The following is a 19,439-nucleotide window of genomic DNA, read 5'->3' as shown; positions in this document are numbered from 1 at the left end:
TGGGAGGTGTTCGGATAAAGTCGATAATCAAGGAATTACAAATTCGTAAACTTTTTTGAAAAAAGTGCTTGCACAGTTCTCGAATCATAGGTTATTATCTTCCTCGTTGAACGCGCGGGCCCAACAAAACGAACCGCGAATCAACAACATAGCATGTCGGAGTGGCGGAATTGGCAGACGCGCTAGCTTGAGGTGCTAGTGACCGCTTTTTGGTCATGCGGGTTCAAGTCCCGCCTCCGACACCATCGCATTTGAGAAGCCTCTTCGGAGGCTTTTTTGTTACCGATAGACGGTGAGGTCCACGATGGAAACGCTTGAACGCAACGAGTGGGCAGACGTTGCCCAACTAGTCGAGATCACGAGCGATGCTGTCATCATCTGCGAGCTCGACGGAACCATTCTGCATGTGAATAATCGCTTACTTGGTTTGATGTGCGAGGAACGCGCCGACGTCATCGGCGGAGATGTTAAAGACGTCCTGTACTCGTCCGCTTTTGAACGTGCGACGGAACATCGTCTGCCATTTGAAACTGATGGCTCCGAGAACGAACTGATGCTCAAGCTGAGTGACGGCTCTTTTATTCCCGTCTTGGTTCGTGCGGGCTCCGTAACGCCTCCACGCATCTTTGGGTGCCGCGCACCACGTGTCCTGGTGGCGCTTCACAGTATCGAGGAACAGTATTCTCACGACCGGCAACTCAAGCGTGCGTTATCGGAGCTTAGAGTGGCGAACAAGCGTCTCTCTGGGACGCTCTCGGTCATTATGAGCACTGTGGGCTCCGATGAGTTACCCAGCCTGCTTGATACCGTTTTGAACCAGCTTGTAGGAACGCTCGATGCTTCGGGTGCCGCTATCTATTTTTCTGAGAGCGGCGGCTTTAAGCTTCGCGGTGTTTCCAAGGAGCTGTACGACAGCTACCTGCCCGAGTTTTTGCCGTATGGCGCTGGCATTCCGACGTATGTTCTTCGCGAGTCGCGTGCTTGTCGCTTGTCGATTCAACAGGACCTTGAGGGCGATAAGGCCGCCTCCGGTATGTTCATGGACCTGGATAATCGTTCTAAGCACCTGTTGCGCATGCAGGATATGCCTCCGTACCGCAGTGAAATCTGTCTTCCCGTTTTTTACGGTACGCAGATCCTCGGTGTGCTGGAAGTTGGTTGGAAACGCCCCCAGGCACCGCTCGCCTATGACGTTAATGTGCTCGAGGTCATTTGCGATTACCTGTCTATCCAGCTGGTCGGCATGGCATCGAGCCTTCGCTCCCGTCGCACGGCCGAGCTTGGTCGTTCCCTCAATGTGCTGCGTGATGAGTTGTTTACCTTTCTAGACGATTCCGCCGCGGCTACCCAGGCGGTGTCGTCCGAGATCTGCAATATGCTCAACTGCCATTTTTGCCCTGTTGAGTATGACGCCAGTCTGGATTCCTACGTCATAGATTTTGAAGGCGGCAGTCGCGTTGCTTTGCCGGACGATCCCGAGAAGCTTTTCTTTTCCACGACGGCGCCAGCGGCACGTCTGGGGGCTGCCCCTGATGGCTTTGAGGCATCTGTTTTGGGCGGCACGAGTGCCGAGGACCTTAAACACGTCCGTATAACTCGCGTTGACGAATCGATGCCTATGGGAGGCTGGCTTAGAGCGCATGGCCTGCCTTGCCAGGGTCTCTACGTCGACGCCGGCATCGAGGCGGGGCGCCCACGCCCTGAGGGCGATGGCAAGCACAGTAACGACGCAATCGTTCCTGCTTCTGTTGCGAAGGGGCCGACGACGCGTGCGCTGCTGCTTCGTGATGGTAGCCAAGAGCCGATTGATGACCTTGAATATGACTACTTGGTGCACTTGGCTCATGACTTTGAACTGATCTATGAAGGCGAATCTCAAAAGCGTGAGGAGCGCCATATCGCTCAGACCCTCCAGATTGGCATGAGAAATTCACTGGGGGATGTTCCGGGAATCGCCGCCGATTCGGTGTACCTGTCGGCCACGAACTCGGCGTTGGTCGGCGGCGATTTCTATACGCTCATCCGTCTTCCCGACGATTGCGCCGTCATGATTCTGGGCGATGTGTCTGGCAAAGGCATTGAGGCTGCATCGATGTCCGCACTCGTCAAGACGGCCCTGACGGCATATGCCTGGGAGGGCGCTGGACCGGCCCGCATGGCACGCTCCCTTAACAGCATGCTTATGGGCTTTTCGAGGGTCGAGACGTTCGTGACGGCCTTTATCGCCAAGATTGACCTTAAAGCCGGACGCGCAACGTATTGTTCGGCGGGCCATCCTCCGACCATGGTCATCAGGCCAGAGTCGATGCCGCTGGGTGGCGGCGAGGCTCGTGGGGGAGAGGTCGAGCTGCTTGGATGCCAATCGGGGGTAATCGGTGCCTTTGAGAGCATGGTGTACGAGACAGGCGTGTTTACGTTCGCTCCTGGTGACATGCTATTTATGTACACCGACGGAACAATCGAAGCGCGTGACCGCTCGGGTGCTTTCTTTGGCGAGCAGCGCCTTCGCGACCTTCTGCTCTCTGTCTCGGGTGAGGGCGTGTCGGGCATTTGCGGCAAGGTCTTGGGCGAGCTTGACCGATTTACCGAATCGGCGCTGGACGATGACATTGCATTGGTGTCCCTTGAGTTTTTACGGGGCCGTTCATAGACGACGCTGGGCGGGCTGAATCCGTACGGTTGGGGAAACGAATGCATCGAGTGGGCTTTTTTGGGGAACCATGGTCGTATGAATGAGTGGAATGACATAGCGGTTTTGACGCCACCAGGCGATATCGACATCGCCACGGTGCCTGCGCTGCGTCGGCGGTTGGATGCTTTGATTGGCCGCGGCGTGCGTCGTGTCGTCATCAACTGTCAGGCTGTTAGCTTTATCGATTCGACGGGCTTGGCATTCCTGCTTACGCGCGCTCGTGAGCTCATGAGGCGAGAAGGCCTGCTTTCGCTCGTCAATGCATCGGGTGAAGTTGTTCGCTTTTTGGAGATTGCTCGTCTTGTCGATATTCTTCATGTCGCGGGGCCGACACGGGAGTCTATTCCCGCCATTCCGGTGGGGGAGCTGCCTCGCTGGAGTAAGAGCGTCGAGGTCCGTCAGGGTATCGAGAATCTTCCATACTACCGACATCGCATCGCCGAACTCCTTGAATCGCTTCCGTTGCGCCGTGACGAGCGCTACGATGTCGCATTGGCGTCGGGGGAGGCGCTGGGTAATGCCTATGACCATGCGGGCGGTATCGGGTGCGTCCTGACGGTTCAGGCCTATAGCGATCGCGTTGTGGTTGAGGTGCTTGATCGAGGTGCCGGCTATTCTATCGATGAAACGAGCGAACCGGTCGCATCAGAGGAGCGCGGCCGTGGTATCAAGCTTATGCGTATGCTCGTCGATAACGTGGAGGTTGCTCGTCGTACGGACGGCGCCGGCACGCGCGTGCAGATGGTGAAGCTGTTTAGCGGAGCGCTGGAATCGTGTGCCTAGCCAATCGCTTTAGCGCGTTTAGCTACTAAGAACATGCGGCAGACAAGTTTTTTGAAAAAAGTACTTGCGTCTTTTGGACAACTCGCGTAAATTAATAACCCGCAAGCGGACATGGCTCAGTTGGTAGAGCACAACCTTGCCAAGGTTGGGGTCGCGGGTTCGAGCCCCGTTGTCCGCTCCATTGCATTTCCGGACCGTTTAGGCGGTCCTTTTTCGGCGAAGTGGCCAAGTGGTAAGGCAGAGGCCTGCAAAGCCTTTACCCCCGGTTCGAATCCGGGCTTCGCCTCCAGGCAACATCCGGGCGCTCCGGCGCCCGTTTTGTTTTACATATGCGGACATGGCTCAGTTGGTAGAGCACAACCTTGCCAAGGTTGGGGTCGCGGGTTCGAGCCCCGTTGTCCGCTCCAACTATCTTACGCGGTTCTAACGAACCGCGTTTTTTGTTGACGCTGCGCGGGCCCCGGGCACCCCATCTTGCCCCTCAATCGTCGGTCGCGTACATAAAGTACGCTTCCCTCCTCTTTCGCGGCAACCTGGGGCACCCGGAGCCCGCTCGCTGTCGTGGCCGGGGGAGTAAGTCTTCCGTTCTTTTCACTAATCGATCGATTCGTCCCAGGAGGCTCGAGCCCGAGAGGGGGCGAGCGTTTGGGGCGTGGCTGCGGCGTTGTTTGCCGTGAATGTCAGCTTTGGGCGTATCATCGTGGGCATCTCGCAAAACCTCGTTGCAAGGGAGATTCATCCCATGGCTACAGAAAAGTCCTCTTCGCGCTCATGGATGTCCGATGCCGCGATTTATCAGATCTACCCGCGCTCGTTTAAGGATTCGACTGGTTCGGGTCTGGGCGATATCGCGGGCATTACCCAGCAGATGGACTATCTTGAGCAGCTGGGCATCGAGGCTATCTGGCTGAGCCCGTTTTACCCATCGCCTCTTGTCGATGGCGGCTATGATGTGGCGGACTACTGCGATGTCGACCCACGTCTCGGCTCGCTTGACGACTTCGATGACATGATCGCTGCGGCTCATGCGCACGGCATCAAGGTCATCGTCGACATCGTGCCCAACCATTCGTCCAACCAGCACCCCTGGTTCAAAGCCGCTCTTGCCGCCGGCCCCGGATCACCCGAGCGCGCCCGTTATATCTTCCGCGATGGTCGCGGCGAGCACGGCGAGCTGCCTCCCACCAATTGGAATGCCAACTTTGGCGGCCCCGCCTGGACGCGCGTCGCGGACGGTCAGTGGTATCTGCACATGTTTACGCCCGAGCAGCCGGACTTTGACTGGTCGTGTCCCGAGGTTCATGCGTTCTTTTGCGACGTCCTGGCGTTTTGGAGCGATCGAGGCGTCGATGGCTTTCGCATTGATGTGGCGCACGGTCTCGCCAAGGATCTCGACCGCGATGACCTCGACCGGTGGCATCTCGCCGAGGGCGATGACATGGTTGAGGACGGCACCCATCCGCTGTGGGACCGCAACGAGGTCCATGAGATCTATCGCGAGTGGCGCCGCGTGTTCGACCGTTATGATCCGCCGCGCAGCGCCGTTGCCGAGGCGTGGGTTCTGCCCGAGCGCCAGTATCTCTACGCACGCCCCAGCGAGCTTGGCCAGACATTCAACTTTGAGTTCGCCAAGGCCACTTGGACCTATGATGACATGCACGCTGCAATCGAGAAGGGCTTGAAGGCGGCCATCGAATCCGATTCCGCCTCGACCTGGGTACTCTCCAACCACGACGTGCCGCGCGTGGCGACACGCTATGCCCTGCCGCAAATCAAGGCGACGCGCTACCATCAGATTGCGCTCGACTGGCTCTTACGCGACGGGTCGTCTTATGACGAGGACCGTGAACTCGGCGAGCGCCGCGCGCGGGCAGCCCTTTTGCTTGAGTTGGCGCTTCCGGGCTCGGCATACGTGTATCAGGGTGAGGAGCTCGGCCTTTTTGAGGTGGCTGACATCCCGTGGGCTGCACTCGAAGATCCCACTGCGACCAATACGCACGGACCGAAGCGCGAGAAGGGGCGCGACGGCTGTCGTGTGCCCCTGCCGTGGGTGGCAGCGGACGATCCCGCGCAGGGCGGATCGTTTGGGTTTTCACCGGCGGACGCCGATGCGGCGCCCCATCTGCCACAGCCTGCATGGTTTTCCGATTACGCTGCCGATAGGGAAGAAGCGGACCCGGCATCGATGCTTGCGTTCTATCGCGACGCCCTCTGGCTGCGGCGCAAGCTGCGCGGGTGCGCCAACGATCTTGCGTGGCTCGATCTTGACGGGTGCACCGGCCTTGCGGATGGTGCCGAGGGCGCTGAGGGCGGCGTCATCGCCTATCGCCGCGACAACGGCTGGGCGTGTGTGACGAACTTCGGTGCAGCACCCGTGGAGCTGCCGGCGGGTAGGGTCCTGCTCACCTCATCACCGCTTGCAGATGGCAGGCTCGCGCAGGACAGCTCTGCCTGGATCATGCTCGCTGAGTTGTAGGGGGCCTCTTGCGGCGAGCTTGCGTTTGCCTACACCTTCCGTGGTGGCTGATGTCTTCGCGAGGTTCGCGAGGGCGTCGCAAAACTTTTCAAAAAAAGTTCTTGCATTTGGGTGGATCATCCCGTATATTAAATCCTCGCAGGCGGACATGGCTCAGTTGGTAGAGCACAACCTTGCCAAGGTTGGGGTCGCGGGTTCGAGCCCCGTTGTCCGCTCCATTTGGGCGTTTAGCTCAGGGGGAGAGCGCTTCCCTGACACGGAAGAGGTCAGAAGTTCAAATCTTCTAACGCCCACCAAATGTTCGCAGCTCAGAGGCTATGTCCTCTGGGCTGTTTTGTTTTGCCACCAAGCACGCCGCCAAATAAGCCGCCAAATATTGATCCAAGGTCTGTACGCGATGGTCTTCGCATCCCGTGGGGGCGCCGGCAGATTGCATGTGTCCTGGTCCATCGTGACCGCAACATGTTGGTCAAGCATAATCTTTTGGATTCTTTTGGCGTGAGCGGCTTGGTTTTGGTAGGATTTGTCAGCGGCTTGACTAAGGGGGTTTTATAACTGCCATGCAGGTAGCCGTGTTGGTAACGTTTTACCGACTTGTCAAATACCCCTCATTTTTAATGCGTCTGCAAAATGACCAATTGCTTTGACCTGCTGAAACACTATATGTTGTGTTTGACCTAAAAAAAGAATACAGGATATAGATGCTTCTTTGTCGTATGATAGATGGCGGACAGAGAACGAAGACCTTAACTGCCTCTTTTGAACGTGTCCTTGAACCGCTTGATTGGCTCTAGGGAATGTCCGCATGGAGGCTTATGGTTTATCGAGAACACAGATTGCGCGACGGCGCCGCAAGGCAGGGGCAGGCCCTGCCGGGCATCGTTTGGCTCTGAAGCGCAATGAGGCTACGACGCGAAAGAAGGCAAGAGGATGAAGATCATCAAGCGCAGCGGCACCGAGGTTGTCTTTGACATCGATAAGATCGTCAATGCCATCCGCGCCGCAAACTTGGAGGTCGAGGAGAGCTCTCGTCTTACCGACCGCCAGGTGGTTTATGCGGCGCAAAACGTCGCCGAGGCATGCGAGAACGCGGGCCACACCGTTTCGGTCGAGGAGATCCAGGATTTGGTCGAGGACGAGATCATGCGTCTCGACTGCTACGAGGTCGCCCGCCACTACATCATCTATCGCTATGTTCAGAGCCTGAAGCGCCAGAAGAACACGACCGACGACAAGATTCTGTCGCTGATCGAGTGCAATAACGAAGAGGTCAAGCAGGAGAACTCTAACAAGAACCCGACCGTCAATTCCGTCCAGCGCGACTATATGGCCGGCGAGATTTCAAAGGATCTGACTCAGCGTGTGCTGCTGCCCCAGGAGATCGTGGATGCCCACAATGAGGGCCTGATCCACTTCCACGATTCTGACTACTTTGCCCAGCACATGCATAACTGCGACCTGGTGAACCTGGAGGACATGCTCCAGAACGGCACCGTTATCTCGGGCACGCTGATCGAGAAGCCGCACAGCTTCTCGACTGCCTGCAACATCGCGACGCAGATTATCGCCCAGGTTGCTTCCTCCCAGTACGGCGGCCAGTCTATTTCGCTGACCCATCTCGCCCCCTTTGTTGAGGTGAGCCGTCAAAAGATTCGCGGCGAGGTTGCCCGCGAGCTCGAGGAGCTCGGTGTTTCGGCATCTCCCGAAAAGGTCCGCGAGGTTGTTGAGGACCGCCTGCGTGACGAGATCCGTCGCGGCGTCCAGACGATTCAGTATCAGGTCGTGACCCTTATGACCACGAATGGCCAGGCGCCGTTCGTGACGGTCTTTATGTATCTCAATGAGGCCCGTACGCCCCAGGAGAAGCACGACCTTGCCATGATTGTGGAGGAGACGCTTCGTCAGCGCTATGAGGGCGTTAAGAACGAAGCCGGCGTGTGGATCACCCCGGCATTCCCCAAGCTCATCTACGTGCTCGAGGACGATAACATTCGCGAGGATTCGCCGTACTTCTATCTGACCAAGCTCGCCGCCAAGTGCACCGCCAAGCGCATGGTGCCCGACTACATCTCCGAGAAGAAGATGCGCGAGCTTAAGCTGTCTAAGGGCGAGACTGCCGGCAACGGCGATTGCTACACCTGCATGGGTTGCCGCAGTTTCCTGACGCCCGACCGTTCGGGCAACGGCTTTAACAATGTCGCCAACGCGCTGAACTATGACCCGACCAAGCCTAAGTACTACGGTCGCTTTAACCAGGGTGTTGTGACCATCAACCTGCCCGATGTCGCGCTGAGCTCGCATCAGGACATGGATAAGTTCTGGAAGATCTTCGACGAGCGCCTTGAGCTGTGCCATCGTGCCCTGCTGTGCCGTCATGAGCGCCTGATGGGCACGCTTTCGGATGCCGCGCCGATTCTTTGGCAGTACGGCGCCCTGGCGCGTCTGAAGAAGGGCGAGACGATCGACAAGCTGCTCGTGGGCGGCTATTCCACCATCAGCCTGGGCTATGCCGGCCTGTATGAGTGCGTCAAGTACATGACGGGTCACAGCCACACCGAGAAGGAGGGCACGCCGTTCGCCATGGCCGTCATGCAGCGCATGAACGACAGGTGCGCGGAGTGGAAGGCCGAAAGTGATATCGATTTCTCGCTGTACGGTACGCCGTTGGAGTCGACGACCTACAAGTTCGCCAAGTGCCTGCAGCGTCGTTTTGGCATTATCCCGGGCGTGACGGACAAGGGCTACATTACTAACAGCTATCACGTCCATGTGTCCGAGGAGATCGATGCCTTCGACAAACTTAAGTTTGAAGGCATGTTCCAGCAGCTTTCGCCGGGCGGTGCTATCTCCTACGTTGAGGTTCCCAACATGCAGGACAACCTCAAGGCTGTCATTCGCGTGATGCAGTACATCTACGACAACATCATGTACGCCGAGCTCAACACCAAGAGCGATTACTGCCAGGTGTGCGGCTACGATGGCGAGATCAAGATTGTCGAGGATGACGGCAAGCTGGTGTGGGTGTGCCCCAACTGCGGCAATCGTGACCAGGAGAAGATGAACGTCGCCCGTCGTACGTGCGGCTACATCGGTACCCAATTCTGGAACCAGGGTCGAACCGAGGAGATCCGCGACCGCGTGCTGCATCTCTAATACCGCTCCGGGGCTGAGCCGAGAGGGCCGCTTGGGCATTTGCTCGCTATTTCGGACAGTCCTGCGCAAGACGAAGGCCACATTAAGTGGCCTTCTTTGCGTGCGGAACTCATATCGAGCAAAAGCCCAAGCGGCCCTCTCGGTTCAGCCAAGTTGACGTAACTGAGATGCAGCGCGCGGTCTGCTCACCCCTCGAAGTTCTTAGCGGACATGAGTTGACTTGCAGCAACGCTTTGCTTGCGATGACGGTTGAGCTGCAACAAAGTTTTTATTGGACCTCGAACCCTATACTCGATGTTCGCTTCGTTCATTGAGTTGCCCTTTGCATGAGGCCGGGACATATCGTCCCGCCCGCAGTTTCGCAGGCCGAAGGCCGAGAATGTTTGAGGACGGGATGATATACTCCAGACCCCCAGGAAGGTTACCTATGAACTACGCGAACATTAAGTATTTCGACATTGCTGATGGAGAAGGCGTCCGCACTTCTCTGTTTGTGAGCGGGTGCCGTCGTGGCTGCAAGAATTGCTTTAACTCCGTCGCGTGGGACTTTGCTGCGGGCGAGCCCTTTGATCGTGCCGTCGAGGACAAGATTATCGAGAGCCTCGATCATCCCTTTATTGACGGCCTGACGATTCTGGGCGGAGAGCCCATGGAGCCCGAGAACCAGGCGGGGCTCGTTGAGTTTGTCGAGCGTGTTCGTGCCGCTTATCCTGCGGGGTCAGGAAAGACCATTTGGTGTTTTACCGGCGACGTGCTCGAGGAGCTTATGCCGGGTGGTCGTCACCATACCGAGGTCACGGACCGTATCCTTGCCTGCCTCGACATGTTGGTGGATGGCCCGTTTGTTCAGGATCTTTATGATATCTCGTTGCGCTTTAGGGGTTCGAGTAACCAGCGTGTGATCGATATGAACGCTACGCGCGACCGCGCCGTGCGTGAGGGCGTTGCGCTTTGCGACGCTGTGGAGCTTTGGCGGGACGATCCAGTCTATTCGACCCATACTATGTAGCTTGTGGTCGATGCCGGAGGGCGTGGTACCATAGCGCGAACGTGAAATCGGAAAAGTGAGGCCCAGATGGTCGATCAGGAAAAAGTCGAGGCCGCCATTAAGCTGTTGCTTGAGGGCATAGGCGAGGACCCAACTCGTGAGGGCCTGCTGGAGACCCCGGCGCGCGTTGCCCGTATGTATGGTGAGATCGCCGGCGGTATGGACCAGAGTGCCGAGGAACACCTGTCCAAAACCTTTGCCGTCGCTTCGAACGATTTGGTTATCGAGCGCGACATCACGTTCTACTCGCTGTGCGAACATCATCTGCTGCCGTTTTATGGCAAGGCCGCCATTGGTTATATCCCTAACGGTCGGGTGGCTGGGCTTTCCAAGCTCGCCCGCACGGTTGAGGTTTATGCCCGCCGTCTTCAGCTGCAGGAGCAACTGTGCGCACAGGTTGCCGATGCCCTCATGGATTATCTCGCTCCACAGGGAGCGATTGTGTTGATGGAGGCCGAGCATATGTGCATGACGATGCGTGGCGTGCAAAAGCCCGGCACCAAGACCGTGACGCTTGCTCGCCGCGGCGTCTTTGAGACCGATCCCGCGCTCGAGGAGCGTTTCTTTAGGATGCTGGGCCGCTAACCATGAGAGTCGTCAACGACTTTACATCGAAGACCGATGAGGGGACGTCGCGTCGCGGCTTTATGGCTTCGGGCCTGGCCCCCTTTGGTGCCATGCCTCGCATTGATTACATTTGTGCCAACGGGCTGTTCCGGCGGCACCTGGGCAACATTGCACAGTTGGAATCGGGGCGCATCTTCTGCCGCCACGGTATTGACCATCTGCTCGATGTCGCGCGCATTATGTGGATCAAGAATCTCGAGGAGCAGCTCGAATTTGACCGCGAGGTCATCTACGCCACAGCACTTCTTCACGATATCGGCAAAGATGAACAGTATGAATCGGGTATATCCCATGATGTTGCAAGCGAACGCGTCGCTGATGCGATTCTCGGCGGCATGCCCGATGACGTGGCGTTTGAGCCGGCCGATGCCGCAGCCATTAAGACGGCCATTCTGGGCCATCGAAAGCTGCGCGTGAACAGCCAACCGCTTGAGCGTCTGCTCTATGCAGCCGACAAAGCGTCGCGTGCCTGCTTTGCATGCCCCGCGCGCAACGCTTGCAACTGGAGCGATGATAAAAAGAACCTGTCGATTCGCGTGTAGTTAGTTTGCGCGGTCGGGGTTCTAAACGAAGGAGACGATCGCGTTGAGTAACAAGAAACTGCCCGAGAATGCAACCAAGACCGAAGGCGCCGAGCTCGCCCGCCGTGGAAGGGGCGAAATATCCACCGCAACGGCGGTGCCTCACGTGAGCTATGACGATTTGCGCCATGCCGATCGTATTTTCATTGACGGCCTGGAGGTTTTTGCCAACCATGGCGTGTATCCCGAGGAGAACGCGCTGGGTCAGAAGTTCATCGTTTCTCTGGTGCTCTATGCCGACCTGCGCGCGGCGGGGGAGCACGATAACCTGGACGCCTCGATTGACTACGGCTCGGTGTGCCACGATGTCGATGGCTATCTGCGCGAGCATACGTTTAAGCTCATCGAGGCGGCAGCCGAGGGGACAGCCCAGATGCTGCTGCGCCGTTATCCCTCGCTGCTTGGTGTGCGCATAAAGCTCGATAAGCCGTGGGCTCCTGTTGGCCTGCCCCTGGCAAGCTGCGGCGTCGAGATCGAGCGCGTGCGCTAGTCGACGCTAGAGCTTGTTGAGGGGTGGCTGCTTGAGCCGCTGAGACAGTGCTCTATTGTTGGGACAGTACGTGTCGAGCAGGGCGTGAAAGCGCTGATTGTGGCTCGGCTCGAGCAGATGGACGAGCTCGTGGGCGACAACCCTGTCGAGGCATTCGACAGGGTAGGCGGCGAGCTCGCGCGCGATACGAATGGCGCCGGTTTTGGGTGTGCAGGAGCCCCAACGCGTTTTCATGCTGCGCACGGAGACGCGGGCCACGGTGACGCCCATTGCGATTTCGTACGCGTGCACGATGTCGCGTAGCGCTGCGGTGACCTCGGACGCGTAGAGCTGGTCGATGTGGGCTTGGAGCTCGTCGGACGTTAGGCCGTCGAGGATTGCGCGCCGCTTGGCCTGTGGGCTTTCGTCCGATTCGTCGGTACCCATAAAACTTGCGAAGGTGGCCTGCTTGGGTCGCGGTGCGGGCGATGCAAAGTTGTGATCGAGTGCGTCCTGTACCGTGATGGGCTTGCCCCAAAGTGCAATGATGGACGATGGGCTGAGCGGCTCTCGCGCTGTTGCCTGACGTTGCTCACGTTGGGCAAGTCGGCTGATAATCCAGGCGCTGTTGCGCTCCACAAACGCTTCGATGCGCTCGCGGCTGGCGCCGAGCGGTGCGCTGGCGTGGACCTCGCCGCTCGATGTGACGCGTAGGTTAAAGTTCTTGACGCGCTTTTTGGTAACGACGACGGGGATGAGCGTTCCATCCGGTCGGGGTACGGAAATCGTAAATTGCTGCGTCAAATGTGATCCTTCAGATTGGGGACGGGCCGGCATGTCGACCGCTCGGCATGCCGGGCCGCTCAAGGGATGCGAAATTAATTGCGCTCTTAATAGCGCTCGAAGAAGGCGAGCGCGTTGTCGCTGCAGAGCTTCTGCATCACGGTCTTGCCAAAGTGCTTGGAGAGCATGTTCTGGAATTCGGGCATCTTGCTGGCATCAGAGAGGAAGTCGGGTACCTTGGCGCCGTCCCAGTCGCCGCCGAGTGCGATGACATCTTCGCCGCCCAGGTCGAGCCAGTGCTCGATATGTGCCGCCAGCTGGTCGAAGGTGACGTCTGCGGCGGTTTCGTCGGTTGCGTCGTTGGAAAGGAACTCGCTGCAGTAGTTGAGGCCGACGATGCCACCCATGTCGCGAATGGTGCGGAACTGGTCGTCGGTAAGGTTGCGTTTGACGCCGCAAACCGCACGGGAGTTGGAGTGGCTGGCGACGAAGGGACGCGTGGCGTGGGCGACAACCTCGTCAAAGCACTCATCGTTGAGGTGGGAGACATCAAGTACCATGCCGGCGTGCTCCATCTGCGTAAGTGCCTCGATGCCGGCGGCGGTGAGACCGGCGTGGGTGTCGTGGCCGCTCGCGAGCGGTCCCTGCGCGTTCCAGCTGAGTGATGACATGAGTACGCCCAGGCTCTTGAGCACCTCGATCAGCGCGGGGTCCTCGGCAAAGAACGTGGCGTTTTCGATGGTGTGGATGCAGGCGACCTTGCCGTCTTTGAGCGCGGGGCGAATGTCTGCGGCGTTGCGTACGTTGACCATGCGGTCGTGGTTGAGCATTGCCTGGCCGCTCATGTGTGCCATGATCTGCGCCTGGAAGCGCGCGGCGTGGGCGGTGGGAATCTCGTCGGGGACAAATGTGGCGAAGCACTGTGCCCACGGCGTGTTGCCGATCTTTGCGAGCGAGATGGCGCAGGCGTTGCCCTCGATGAGGTCGAAATCTTGCGGATGCGTTTCGTCGCCGGGGAAATAACCGTCGGTGCCGGCGGTAAAGCGCAGGTCGAGATCGAGCGTGGCCCAGCCGATGCGGTCGGCGGTGTCGCAGTGTAGGTCAAATACGGGATATGCCATGGTTCCTCCGGTTGCAGCGTTTCTTTGCAAACTGTCTTTGAATTGTATGACTAGGGTATAGTTAGCGCCATATGTTCACGGCGGCCCGCGTTGTGCGCCGCCCTTATCACGGAGGTTACCATGTCCAACCAGGGCAAGAAGGTCAAGACTCATTATCGCGGCACGCTCGACGACGGCACGCAGTTCGATAGCTCCTACGATCGCGGCGAGCCGCTGGAGTTCACCTGCGGCGCCGGCCAGATGATCAAGGGCTTCGACGCCGCTGTTGTCGACATGCAGGTGGGCGAGAAGAAGACCGTGCACATTCCTGCTGCCGATGCCTACGGCGAGCACAATCCCGAGATGGTTCTGACCTTCCCGGCCGAGCAGGTTCCCAACATCGAGCAGATCGAGAAGGGCATGAAGCTCTTCCTGTCCACGCCGAGCGGCATGCCCGTTCCCGCCGTCGTCATTGACGTGACGCCCGAGGCTGTGACGCTCGACGCCAACCACGAGTTGGCCGGCAAGGACCTCAACTTTGATATCGAGCTCGTTGAGGTCGAGGGTTAGAGTATGCCTGAACGCCTGGTTTCGACGACATGCTTGGGAAATCTCAACGATCCGTCCTATGAACTCCTGCTTCGCCGGAAGTTGGGCGGCGTCTTTGAAGTTGACGAGCTGCTGCTCGATTGGGACCAGGCCGATGTATGCGCGTTTGTGGGCGTGACGGAGCTGGGGCGCACGATTGATGTTCGGCTGGATGCTACCGACGGCGGTCGTCTTGCCGATGGCGACGTGCTCGCCATTGACCGTTCGGGCATGGTGCCCGTGGCGGTTGTCGTGCGCCTGCGCAGCGCCGAGGTTTATTTGGTCGAAGTCGACCGCATGGATCCGATTGCGCTCGCGCATGCGTGCTGGGAGATCGGCAACATGCATGCGCCGCTCTTCCGGGGCGACTCGGACGAGCATACCGTGCGCATGTATACGCCGGTGCAGCCTGTTTTGGGCCGTATGCTCCGGGGCGTCGAGAGTGTTCGGCTCTCGGTGGTTACCCGCGAACTCGATGCGGACCGACGCTTTGCATCGAGCGCGGCGGATGTCGTCGTGAGTATGGCTCCAGACTTTACGATCGTAAAGAAGGCGCGCGGTTAACGTGCGTATGAGTAAGACGGACTTTGAGAGGCAACTATTCAAAGTCCGTCTTACTGTTGATGAGGTGCTTTGGGGGAAAGCATATGGGTCTTGAGGGAATCAAGCTGATTGCATGCGATTTGGACGGCACTTTGCTGCATCCGGGGGAGCGCGAGCCGCGTTCCGAGGCCTTTGAGCTCATTGATGAGCTGCATCGTCGCGGCATTGTGTTTATGCCGGCGAGCGGCCGTCAATATGCGAGCCTGCGCTACCTGTTTGCCCCGGTGGCCGATGAGCTCGCCTATGTATGCGAAAACGGAGCCCTGGTGATGAGCGAGGGGCATGCCGTTGTCAAGCGTTCCATGGAGCGTAGCCTTGCTATGGATATCGCGAATGCCGTGGTTGCGTATCCCCATGCCGACGTGACCCTTTCGTGCGAGGGGCACCTCTACACCATGAGCGGCAACGATGCGTTCGTCGACCATTTGCGCTATGAGGTCCACTGCGATGTGGCGGTGGTCGACCGTCCCGAGGACATCGACGAGGATGTCATTAAGATTGCCTTCCAGACGCCCGAAATTGATCAGCCGGTGGCCCTGGAGTATTTCGAGCATCTCTTTAGCGACCGAGTCGATGTGATGACGTCGGGAACCGAATGGACGGACTTTATCGGCTTTGACTCGGGCAAGGGGTCCGCGCTTGCCGATTATGGTCGTGCCCTGGGGATCTCGCCCGATGCGATGATGGCGTTTGGCGACAATGAGAACGATCGCGACATGCTCAACGTCGTGGGCCATCCCTATCTGATGGAGAGCTGCAACCCTACCATGCGCGGTGTCAATGACCGTGTCCGCTACGTGCGCACGGTCGAAGAGGAACTGCATCGCCTGCTCGCCGAGTAGATATATGTGGCATGCCTAGAAATCTACTTTTTGCCGCCATCGGTGGAAAGGGAGATTTTAAGGCATGTCCCAAACATCTACCGGCAGTTGGGGCAGAGGCCCTCGAAGATGGTGTAGTGCGAGGTGACGTCCCAGCCGATTTGCTCGGACGCCTTGTCGTCGAGCTGGGCATCGAAGGGGAGCGGCACGTCGATGACGCGGCTGCACGAGGTGCAGATGATATGTGCGTGCGGCTCGATGGTGCGATCGAAGCGGCTGCCGCCCGGCGTCTTAATAGAGAGAATCTCCCCTGCGTCGGCTAAGAGATTGAGGTTGCGGTAGACCGTGCCGCGGCTGATCTTGTCATCCTGTTCGCGTACGGCGTTGTAGATTTCGTCGGCGGTGGGATGGTTATAGCTTTGGCGCACAGCGTCAAGAACCAGCTTTCGCTGCTTGGTATTCCTTCTTTGCACCGCCATGCGCCTCGCCTCTTTTCTATCAACGGTCGTAGGTAAATGATACCGTATTTAGCACACAATACTAATAACGAGGAATGAAACCGTCTTCATTGGCAAGTGGGGCTCGGGTCTGGGCGTCTACGAGGCGAAAACGCGTTCCCATGCGCTCATAGGAGGCATGAAGCGCCTCGAGATGAGACAGGATGTTTGCCGGAGCTCCCTGTATCTCCATCTCGACTGACCCGTCTTCCATGTTACTCACCCAGCCGGTGAGTGCGCGTGCCTGTGCGAGGTTGGTGTTGGTGAAGCGGAAACCGACGCCCTGGACCTGTCCCTCCCACCGCAGGAAATAGCGCTGCGGGGCGTCTTGAGTGGCCTCGTCGCTTGCGAGCACGGTGAGCCTACGGCGCAGCTCAAGCTCAACGCCAGAGGGCTTTTGGGGTTCGCGGCTGCCGCCGGTGACGCCCGAGAAAAGCTTGTCGAAAAAACCCATCGCTATGCCTGCTTGTTAGAGTCAGCGGGGAAGGCGATACCCGCCTGCTGGCGCACGGCATCCATGATACGCAGTGAGACGAGCGTGACGTCGCGGTAGTGGCCAAGCTCGTGACGTCCCGCCGGGGTCTCCCAAATCTCTTCCTTGACATTATCGATGCCGCCGATGGCGGTGATAAAGTCTGTGAGTTCGTATTCCATGGTGTTGCTCGATTTGGGCAGGTCGAGCACGCGGCCGTTGTCGCTCTGTTCGCGCGGTGCCTCGGTCGCCGAGCCGCGTACGACGTCGCCGCGATAGTCGATGCGGACGTTGCGGGGCGTGGACAGATGGTCGATCTGGATAGTGCCACGCTCGCCTTCGATTTGCGAGGGCAGCAGGTCGTTCGTAATTTTTGAGTGCGCGAGCTCGACGGAGATGCGGCCACCGCCGTAGCTGGCGAGGATGGAACCGCAGCCGTCGATGGGGCCGTGCGTGAGCTGTCGCGTGGTGGGGTCGAGCAGAGTAGTCATGCTCGTAAGGCCGGAGGGCATGCCGAAAATCTCGACCATGGGCTCGACGGTGTAGACGCCAATATCCATGAGGGAACCCGATGCCATATTGCAGTCGAAGATATTGGTGGCGCGTCCCGCGAGAATCTCGTTGTAGCGTGAGGAATATTTGCCAAAGCGCAATGAGGCGCGGCGGATGGGGGCGATCTCACCCAGGGCGTCCTCGATGGCGTGGAAAGCGGGGTCGTGGAGCGGGCGCATGGCCTCGAGGGCCACGACACCTGCTGCCTCGGCAGCGCGGAAGACTTCCAGCGCCTGCGCTTCGGTGGCGCAGAAGGGCTTTTCGACGATAACGTGCTTGCCGCCGGCGATGCAGGCGAGCGCCTGCTCGTAATGGAGCGCGTTGGGGCTGCCGATGTAGACGGCGTCGACGTCGGCGGCGGACGCGAGCTCGTCGAGTGCGGTGAAGTTGCGCTCGCCGCCGCGCTCAGCGGCAAAGGCAGCGCCGCGCTCTGCATCGCGCGAGAGCGTGCCCACAAACGCGGCTTGGTCGTTGGCGTTGACGACTTGGATAAAGTCGTCGGTGATCATGGATGTGCCGATGGTCGCTATGCGCAGCATGTGTCCCCCTTGCATTGTTTGGTCTACAGGACGAGTGTAGCGCGAGGGGGACGCAAAAGCGTGCGAAAACGCCGCTACAGGTCGCTCTCGTTAAAGCCGGCGTCGATATCGAGGTTGGCTCCGTCGGCTGCGGTGGTGGCAAGCTCGTCGCAGCGCTCGTTGAGCTCATGGCCGGCATGCCCCTTCACCCAGATGAACTCCACCTTATGCTGGCTCTTTGCGGCAAGCAGACGCTCCCACAGGTCGCGGTTCTTAACGGGCTGCTTGTTGGAGGTTTTCCACCCGCGCTTTTTCCAGCCGTCGATCCAGTGCTTGTTAAAGGCGTTGACGACGTACTGCGAATCGGAATGGACTTCGACCTCGCAGGGGCGGTTGAGTGCCTCGAGCGCCACGATAACGGCCATGAGCTCCATGCGGTTGTTGGTGGTCTTGGCGTAGCCGCGCGAAAGCTCGGAGGTAAAGGTCTTGCCGGCGGGGTTGGTGTATTTGAGCACGGCGCCGTAGCCGCCGCGTCCCGGATTTGATCGGGCCGAGCCGTCGGTATAGATGATGACCTTCACGGGCTTCCTTTCGTTGAGTGCGTTTCATGTGAGTGACCATTGTAGCGCCATGCCCGCCGGGGGCTAGCAATCTATGATTTCTACCCTGTCTTCCGACGGCTAGTTGGCATGGATGATGCGGTTGAGCTCGTCGAGGTATTGCTGCAAGAGGGGAGAGGGCTTGCGCTCGTCGTGCATGATATAGCCTACGTGCATCGTTGGGGCGTCTGCCAGCGGGATCGATGCCATACCCCATTGCATTTCATTGGAGAGGACACCGGTCGACAGAGTGTAACCGTTCGACGTGATAAGTAAGTTAGTAAGTGTTCCGCGGTCCGAGATTCGTATGTTGCGGTCGCAAGGGATATAGCTAAAAGGTTCCTCGGCGTAATAGAAGGAGTTTGAGGTTCCCTGCTCGAAGCTGTAGCGCGTATAGGGCGTGAGGTCGGCAAGGGACAGCTGAGGGCGGCGTGCGAGCGGGTGGCGCTCGCTCACGAAGACGTGGACCGTCGCGTCGAATAGGGGATGGAAGCTTGCACGGGCATCGGCGAAGGCCTTCTGCAAAACGCGGGCGTTAAAGTCATCCAGATACAGAATGCCGATATCGCTGCGAAATGCACGGACGTCATCGATGATCTGCGATGTGGTGGTCTCGCGCATGATGAACTCGAACTTGCTGTCGCGGCAGCGCTCGACCACGTTGACAAAGGCCTCGACCGAAAAGGCGTAGTGCTGGGCGGAAATGGCGAGGCGGGCTTGCGGGATGCCGCCGTCCTCGTAGCGCGCCTCGAGCATGTCGGCCTGCTCTACGACCTGGCGCGCATAGCCCAAAAGCTCGGTGCCGTCGTTGGTGAGCGTGACGCCGCGGCTGGAGCGCGTAAAGATCTCCATATGGAGCTCCTGTTCCAGGCTTTTGACGGCGTTTGAGATATTGGACTGTGCCGTATAGAGGCGCTGGGCTGCGGCGTTGATCGATCCGGACTCTGCCACGGCGATCAAAAAGCGAAGCTGCTGGAGGGTCATTGGCGCCCGTCCTTTCGATAGCTATCTAAAAAACCGATAACAGGTTAGCGCTTTTAAGTGATTGACCCGGGGAGACGATGTTCGTACTATTCA

Annotated in this window: 18 protein-coding genes and 6 tRNA genes; 17 read left to right on the top strand and 7 right to left on the bottom strand. The window is 58.6% G+C overall.

Annotated features, from left to right (window positions below; genetic code table 11):
- Positions 1–155: 155 nt before the first annotated feature.
- The 14 genes from DW913_RS06830 (at position 156) to folB (ending at position 11,850) form a co-directional block, all read left to right on the top strand.
- Positions 156–245, top strand: a tRNA-Leu gene (locus DW913_RS06830).
- Positions 246–304: 59 nt separating this feature from the next.
- Positions 305–2,650 carry a GAF domain-containing SpoIIE family protein phosphatase gene (locus DW913_RS06825; RefSeq protein ID WP_117798031.1) on the top strand — a complete coding sequence of 782 codons (2,346 nt, stop codon included), beginning with the start codon at positions 305–307 and terminating at the stop codon, positions 2,648–2,650.
- 78 nt (positions 2,651–2,728) lie between these two features.
- Positions 2,729–3,475 (top strand): anti-sigma factor antagonist, encoded by a 747-nt coding sequence (locus DW913_RS06820; protein WP_117641081.1) that lies wholly within the window; start codon positions 2,729–2,731, stop codon positions 3,473–3,475.
- Positions 3,476–3,580: 105 nt separating this feature from the next.
- Positions 3,581–3,656 (top strand) — tRNA-Gly (locus DW913_RS06815).
- 34 nt (positions 3,657–3,690) lie between these two features.
- A tRNA-Cys gene (locus tag DW913_RS06810) sits at positions 3,691–3,764 on the top strand.
- A 42-nt stretch (positions 3,765–3,806) separates the two neighbouring features.
- A tRNA-Gly gene (locus DW913_RS06805) sits at positions 3,807–3,882 on the top strand.
- Between the two features lie 335 nt (positions 3,883–4,217).
- Positions 4,218–5,951, top strand: coding sequence for a glycoside hydrolase family 13 protein (locus DW913_RS06800; RefSeq protein ID WP_233524967.1), 1,734 nt, complete (start codon positions 4,218–4,220; stop codon positions 5,949–5,951).
- A 142-nt stretch (positions 5,952–6,093) separates the two neighbouring features.
- Positions 6,094–6,169 (top strand) — tRNA-Gly (locus tag DW913_RS06795).
- Between the two features lie 3 nt (positions 6,170–6,172).
- A tRNA-Val gene (locus tag DW913_RS06790) sits at positions 6,173–6,247 on the top strand.
- A 634-nt stretch (positions 6,248–6,881) separates the two neighbouring features.
- Complete coding sequence (gene nrdD, locus DW913_RS06785; RefSeq protein WP_117798030.1) at positions 6,882–9,104, top strand: anaerobic ribonucleoside-triphosphate reductase; 2,223 nt, start codon at positions 6,882–6,884, stop codon at positions 9,102–9,104.
- A gap of 427 nt (positions 9,105–9,531) precedes the next feature.
- The gene (nrdG, locus tag DW913_RS06780) at positions 9,532–10,113 is read left to right on the top strand and encodes an anaerobic ribonucleoside-triphosphate reductase activating protein (RefSeq protein ID WP_055251392.1); all 582 of its coding nucleotides are present in this window, start codon (positions 9,532–9,534) and stop codon (positions 10,111–10,113) included.
- A 66-nt stretch (positions 10,114–10,179) separates the two neighbouring features.
- Complete coding sequence (gene folE, locus DW913_RS06775) at positions 10,180–10,737, top strand: GTP cyclohydrolase I FolE (RefSeq protein ID WP_022094399.1); 558 nt, start codon at positions 10,180–10,182, stop codon at positions 10,735–10,737.
- A gap of 2 nt (positions 10,738–10,739) precedes the next feature.
- Complete coding sequence (locus DW913_RS06770; protein WP_171021502.1) at positions 10,740–11,321, top strand: HD domain-containing protein; 582 nt, start codon at positions 10,740–10,742, stop codon at positions 11,319–11,321.
- 43 nt (positions 11,322–11,364) lie between these two features.
- Positions 11,365–11,850: a dihydroneopterin aldolase gene (gene folB / locus DW913_RS06765; protein WP_199576913.1), complete on the top strand. Its 486-nt coding sequence runs from the start codon at positions 11,365–11,367 to the stop codon at positions 11,848–11,850.
- 6 nt (positions 11,851–11,856) lie between these two features.
- Here folB and DW913_RS06760 read toward each other — a convergent pair whose 3' ends face one another.
- Positions 11,857–12,633 (bottom strand): M48 family metallopeptidase, encoded by a 777-nt coding sequence (locus DW913_RS06760; RefSeq protein ID WP_158566211.1) that lies wholly within the window; start codon positions 12,631–12,633, stop codon positions 11,857–11,859.
- A gap of 86 nt (positions 12,634–12,719) precedes the next feature.
- Positions 12,720–13,733 carry a dipeptidase gene (locus tag DW913_RS06755; protein WP_117716537.1) on the bottom strand — a complete coding sequence of 338 codons (1,014 nt, stop codon included), beginning with the start codon at positions 13,731–13,733 and terminating at the stop codon, positions 12,720–12,722.
- Between the two features lie 120 nt (positions 13,734–13,853).
- Between DW913_RS06755 and DW913_RS06750 the strand changes: the two genes are divergently transcribed.
- The 3 genes from DW913_RS06750 (at position 13,854) to DW913_RS06740 (ending at position 15,745) form a co-directional block, all read left to right on the top strand.
- The gene (locus DW913_RS06750; protein WP_035138874.1) at positions 13,854–14,282 is read left to right on the top strand and encodes a peptidylprolyl isomerase; all 429 of its coding nucleotides are present in this window, start codon (positions 13,854–13,856) and stop codon (positions 14,280–14,282) included.
- 3 nt (positions 14,283–14,285) lie between these two features.
- Entirely contained in the window at positions 14,286–14,864 is a 579-nt protein-coding gene (locus tag DW913_RS06745; protein WP_117798028.1) for an urease accessory protein UreE, read from the top strand.
- An 83-nt stretch (positions 14,865–14,947) separates the two neighbouring features.
- A complete protein-coding gene (locus DW913_RS06740) occupies positions 14,948–15,745 on the top strand; it encodes an HAD-IIB family hydrolase (protein WP_158566210.1) in 798 nt (265 codons plus the stop codon).
- Positions 15,746–15,822: 77 nt separating this feature from the next.
- On the opposite strand, the gene DW913_RS06735 is transcribed toward DW913_RS06740, so the two are convergent.
- From DW913_RS06735 to DW913_RS06715, 5 genes are all read right to left on the bottom strand, one after another.
- Positions 15,823–16,203 carry a Fur family transcriptional regulator gene (locus DW913_RS06735; RefSeq protein ID WP_199407998.1) on the bottom strand — a complete coding sequence of 127 codons (381 nt, stop codon included), beginning with the start codon at positions 16,201–16,203 and terminating at the stop codon, positions 15,823–15,825.
- Between the two features lie 61 nt (positions 16,204–16,264).
- Positions 16,265–16,675 carry an acylphosphatase gene (locus tag DW913_RS06730; protein ID WP_117798026.1) on the bottom strand — a complete coding sequence of 137 codons (411 nt, stop codon included), beginning with the start codon at positions 16,673–16,675 and terminating at the stop codon, positions 16,265–16,267.
- A 2-nt stretch (positions 16,676–16,677) separates the two neighbouring features.
- The gene (locus DW913_RS06725) at positions 16,678–17,784 is read right to left on the bottom strand and encodes a Gfo/Idh/MocA family protein (RefSeq protein WP_117798025.1); all 1,107 of its coding nucleotides are present in this window, start codon (positions 17,782–17,784) and stop codon (positions 16,678–16,680) included.
- Between the two features lie 74 nt (positions 17,785–17,858).
- Positions 17,859–18,344: a ribonuclease HI gene (gene rnhA, locus DW913_RS06720; RefSeq protein WP_117798024.1), complete on the bottom strand. Its 486-nt coding sequence runs from the start codon at positions 18,342–18,344 to the stop codon at positions 17,859–17,861.
- A gap of 99 nt (positions 18,345–18,443) precedes the next feature.
- A complete protein-coding gene (locus DW913_RS06715; RefSeq protein ID WP_117798023.1) occupies positions 18,444–19,346 on the bottom strand; it encodes a LysR family transcriptional regulator in 903 nt (300 codons plus the stop codon).
- Positions 19,347–19,439 lie beyond the last annotated feature (93 nt).

It is taken from the genome of Collinsella sp. AM42-18AC (assembly GCF_003467965.1).
Classification (GTDB): Bacteria; Actinomycetota; Coriobacteriia; order Coriobacteriales; family Coriobacteriaceae; genus Collinsella.
This window is presented reverse-complemented; position numbering and strand designations above follow the sequence as displayed.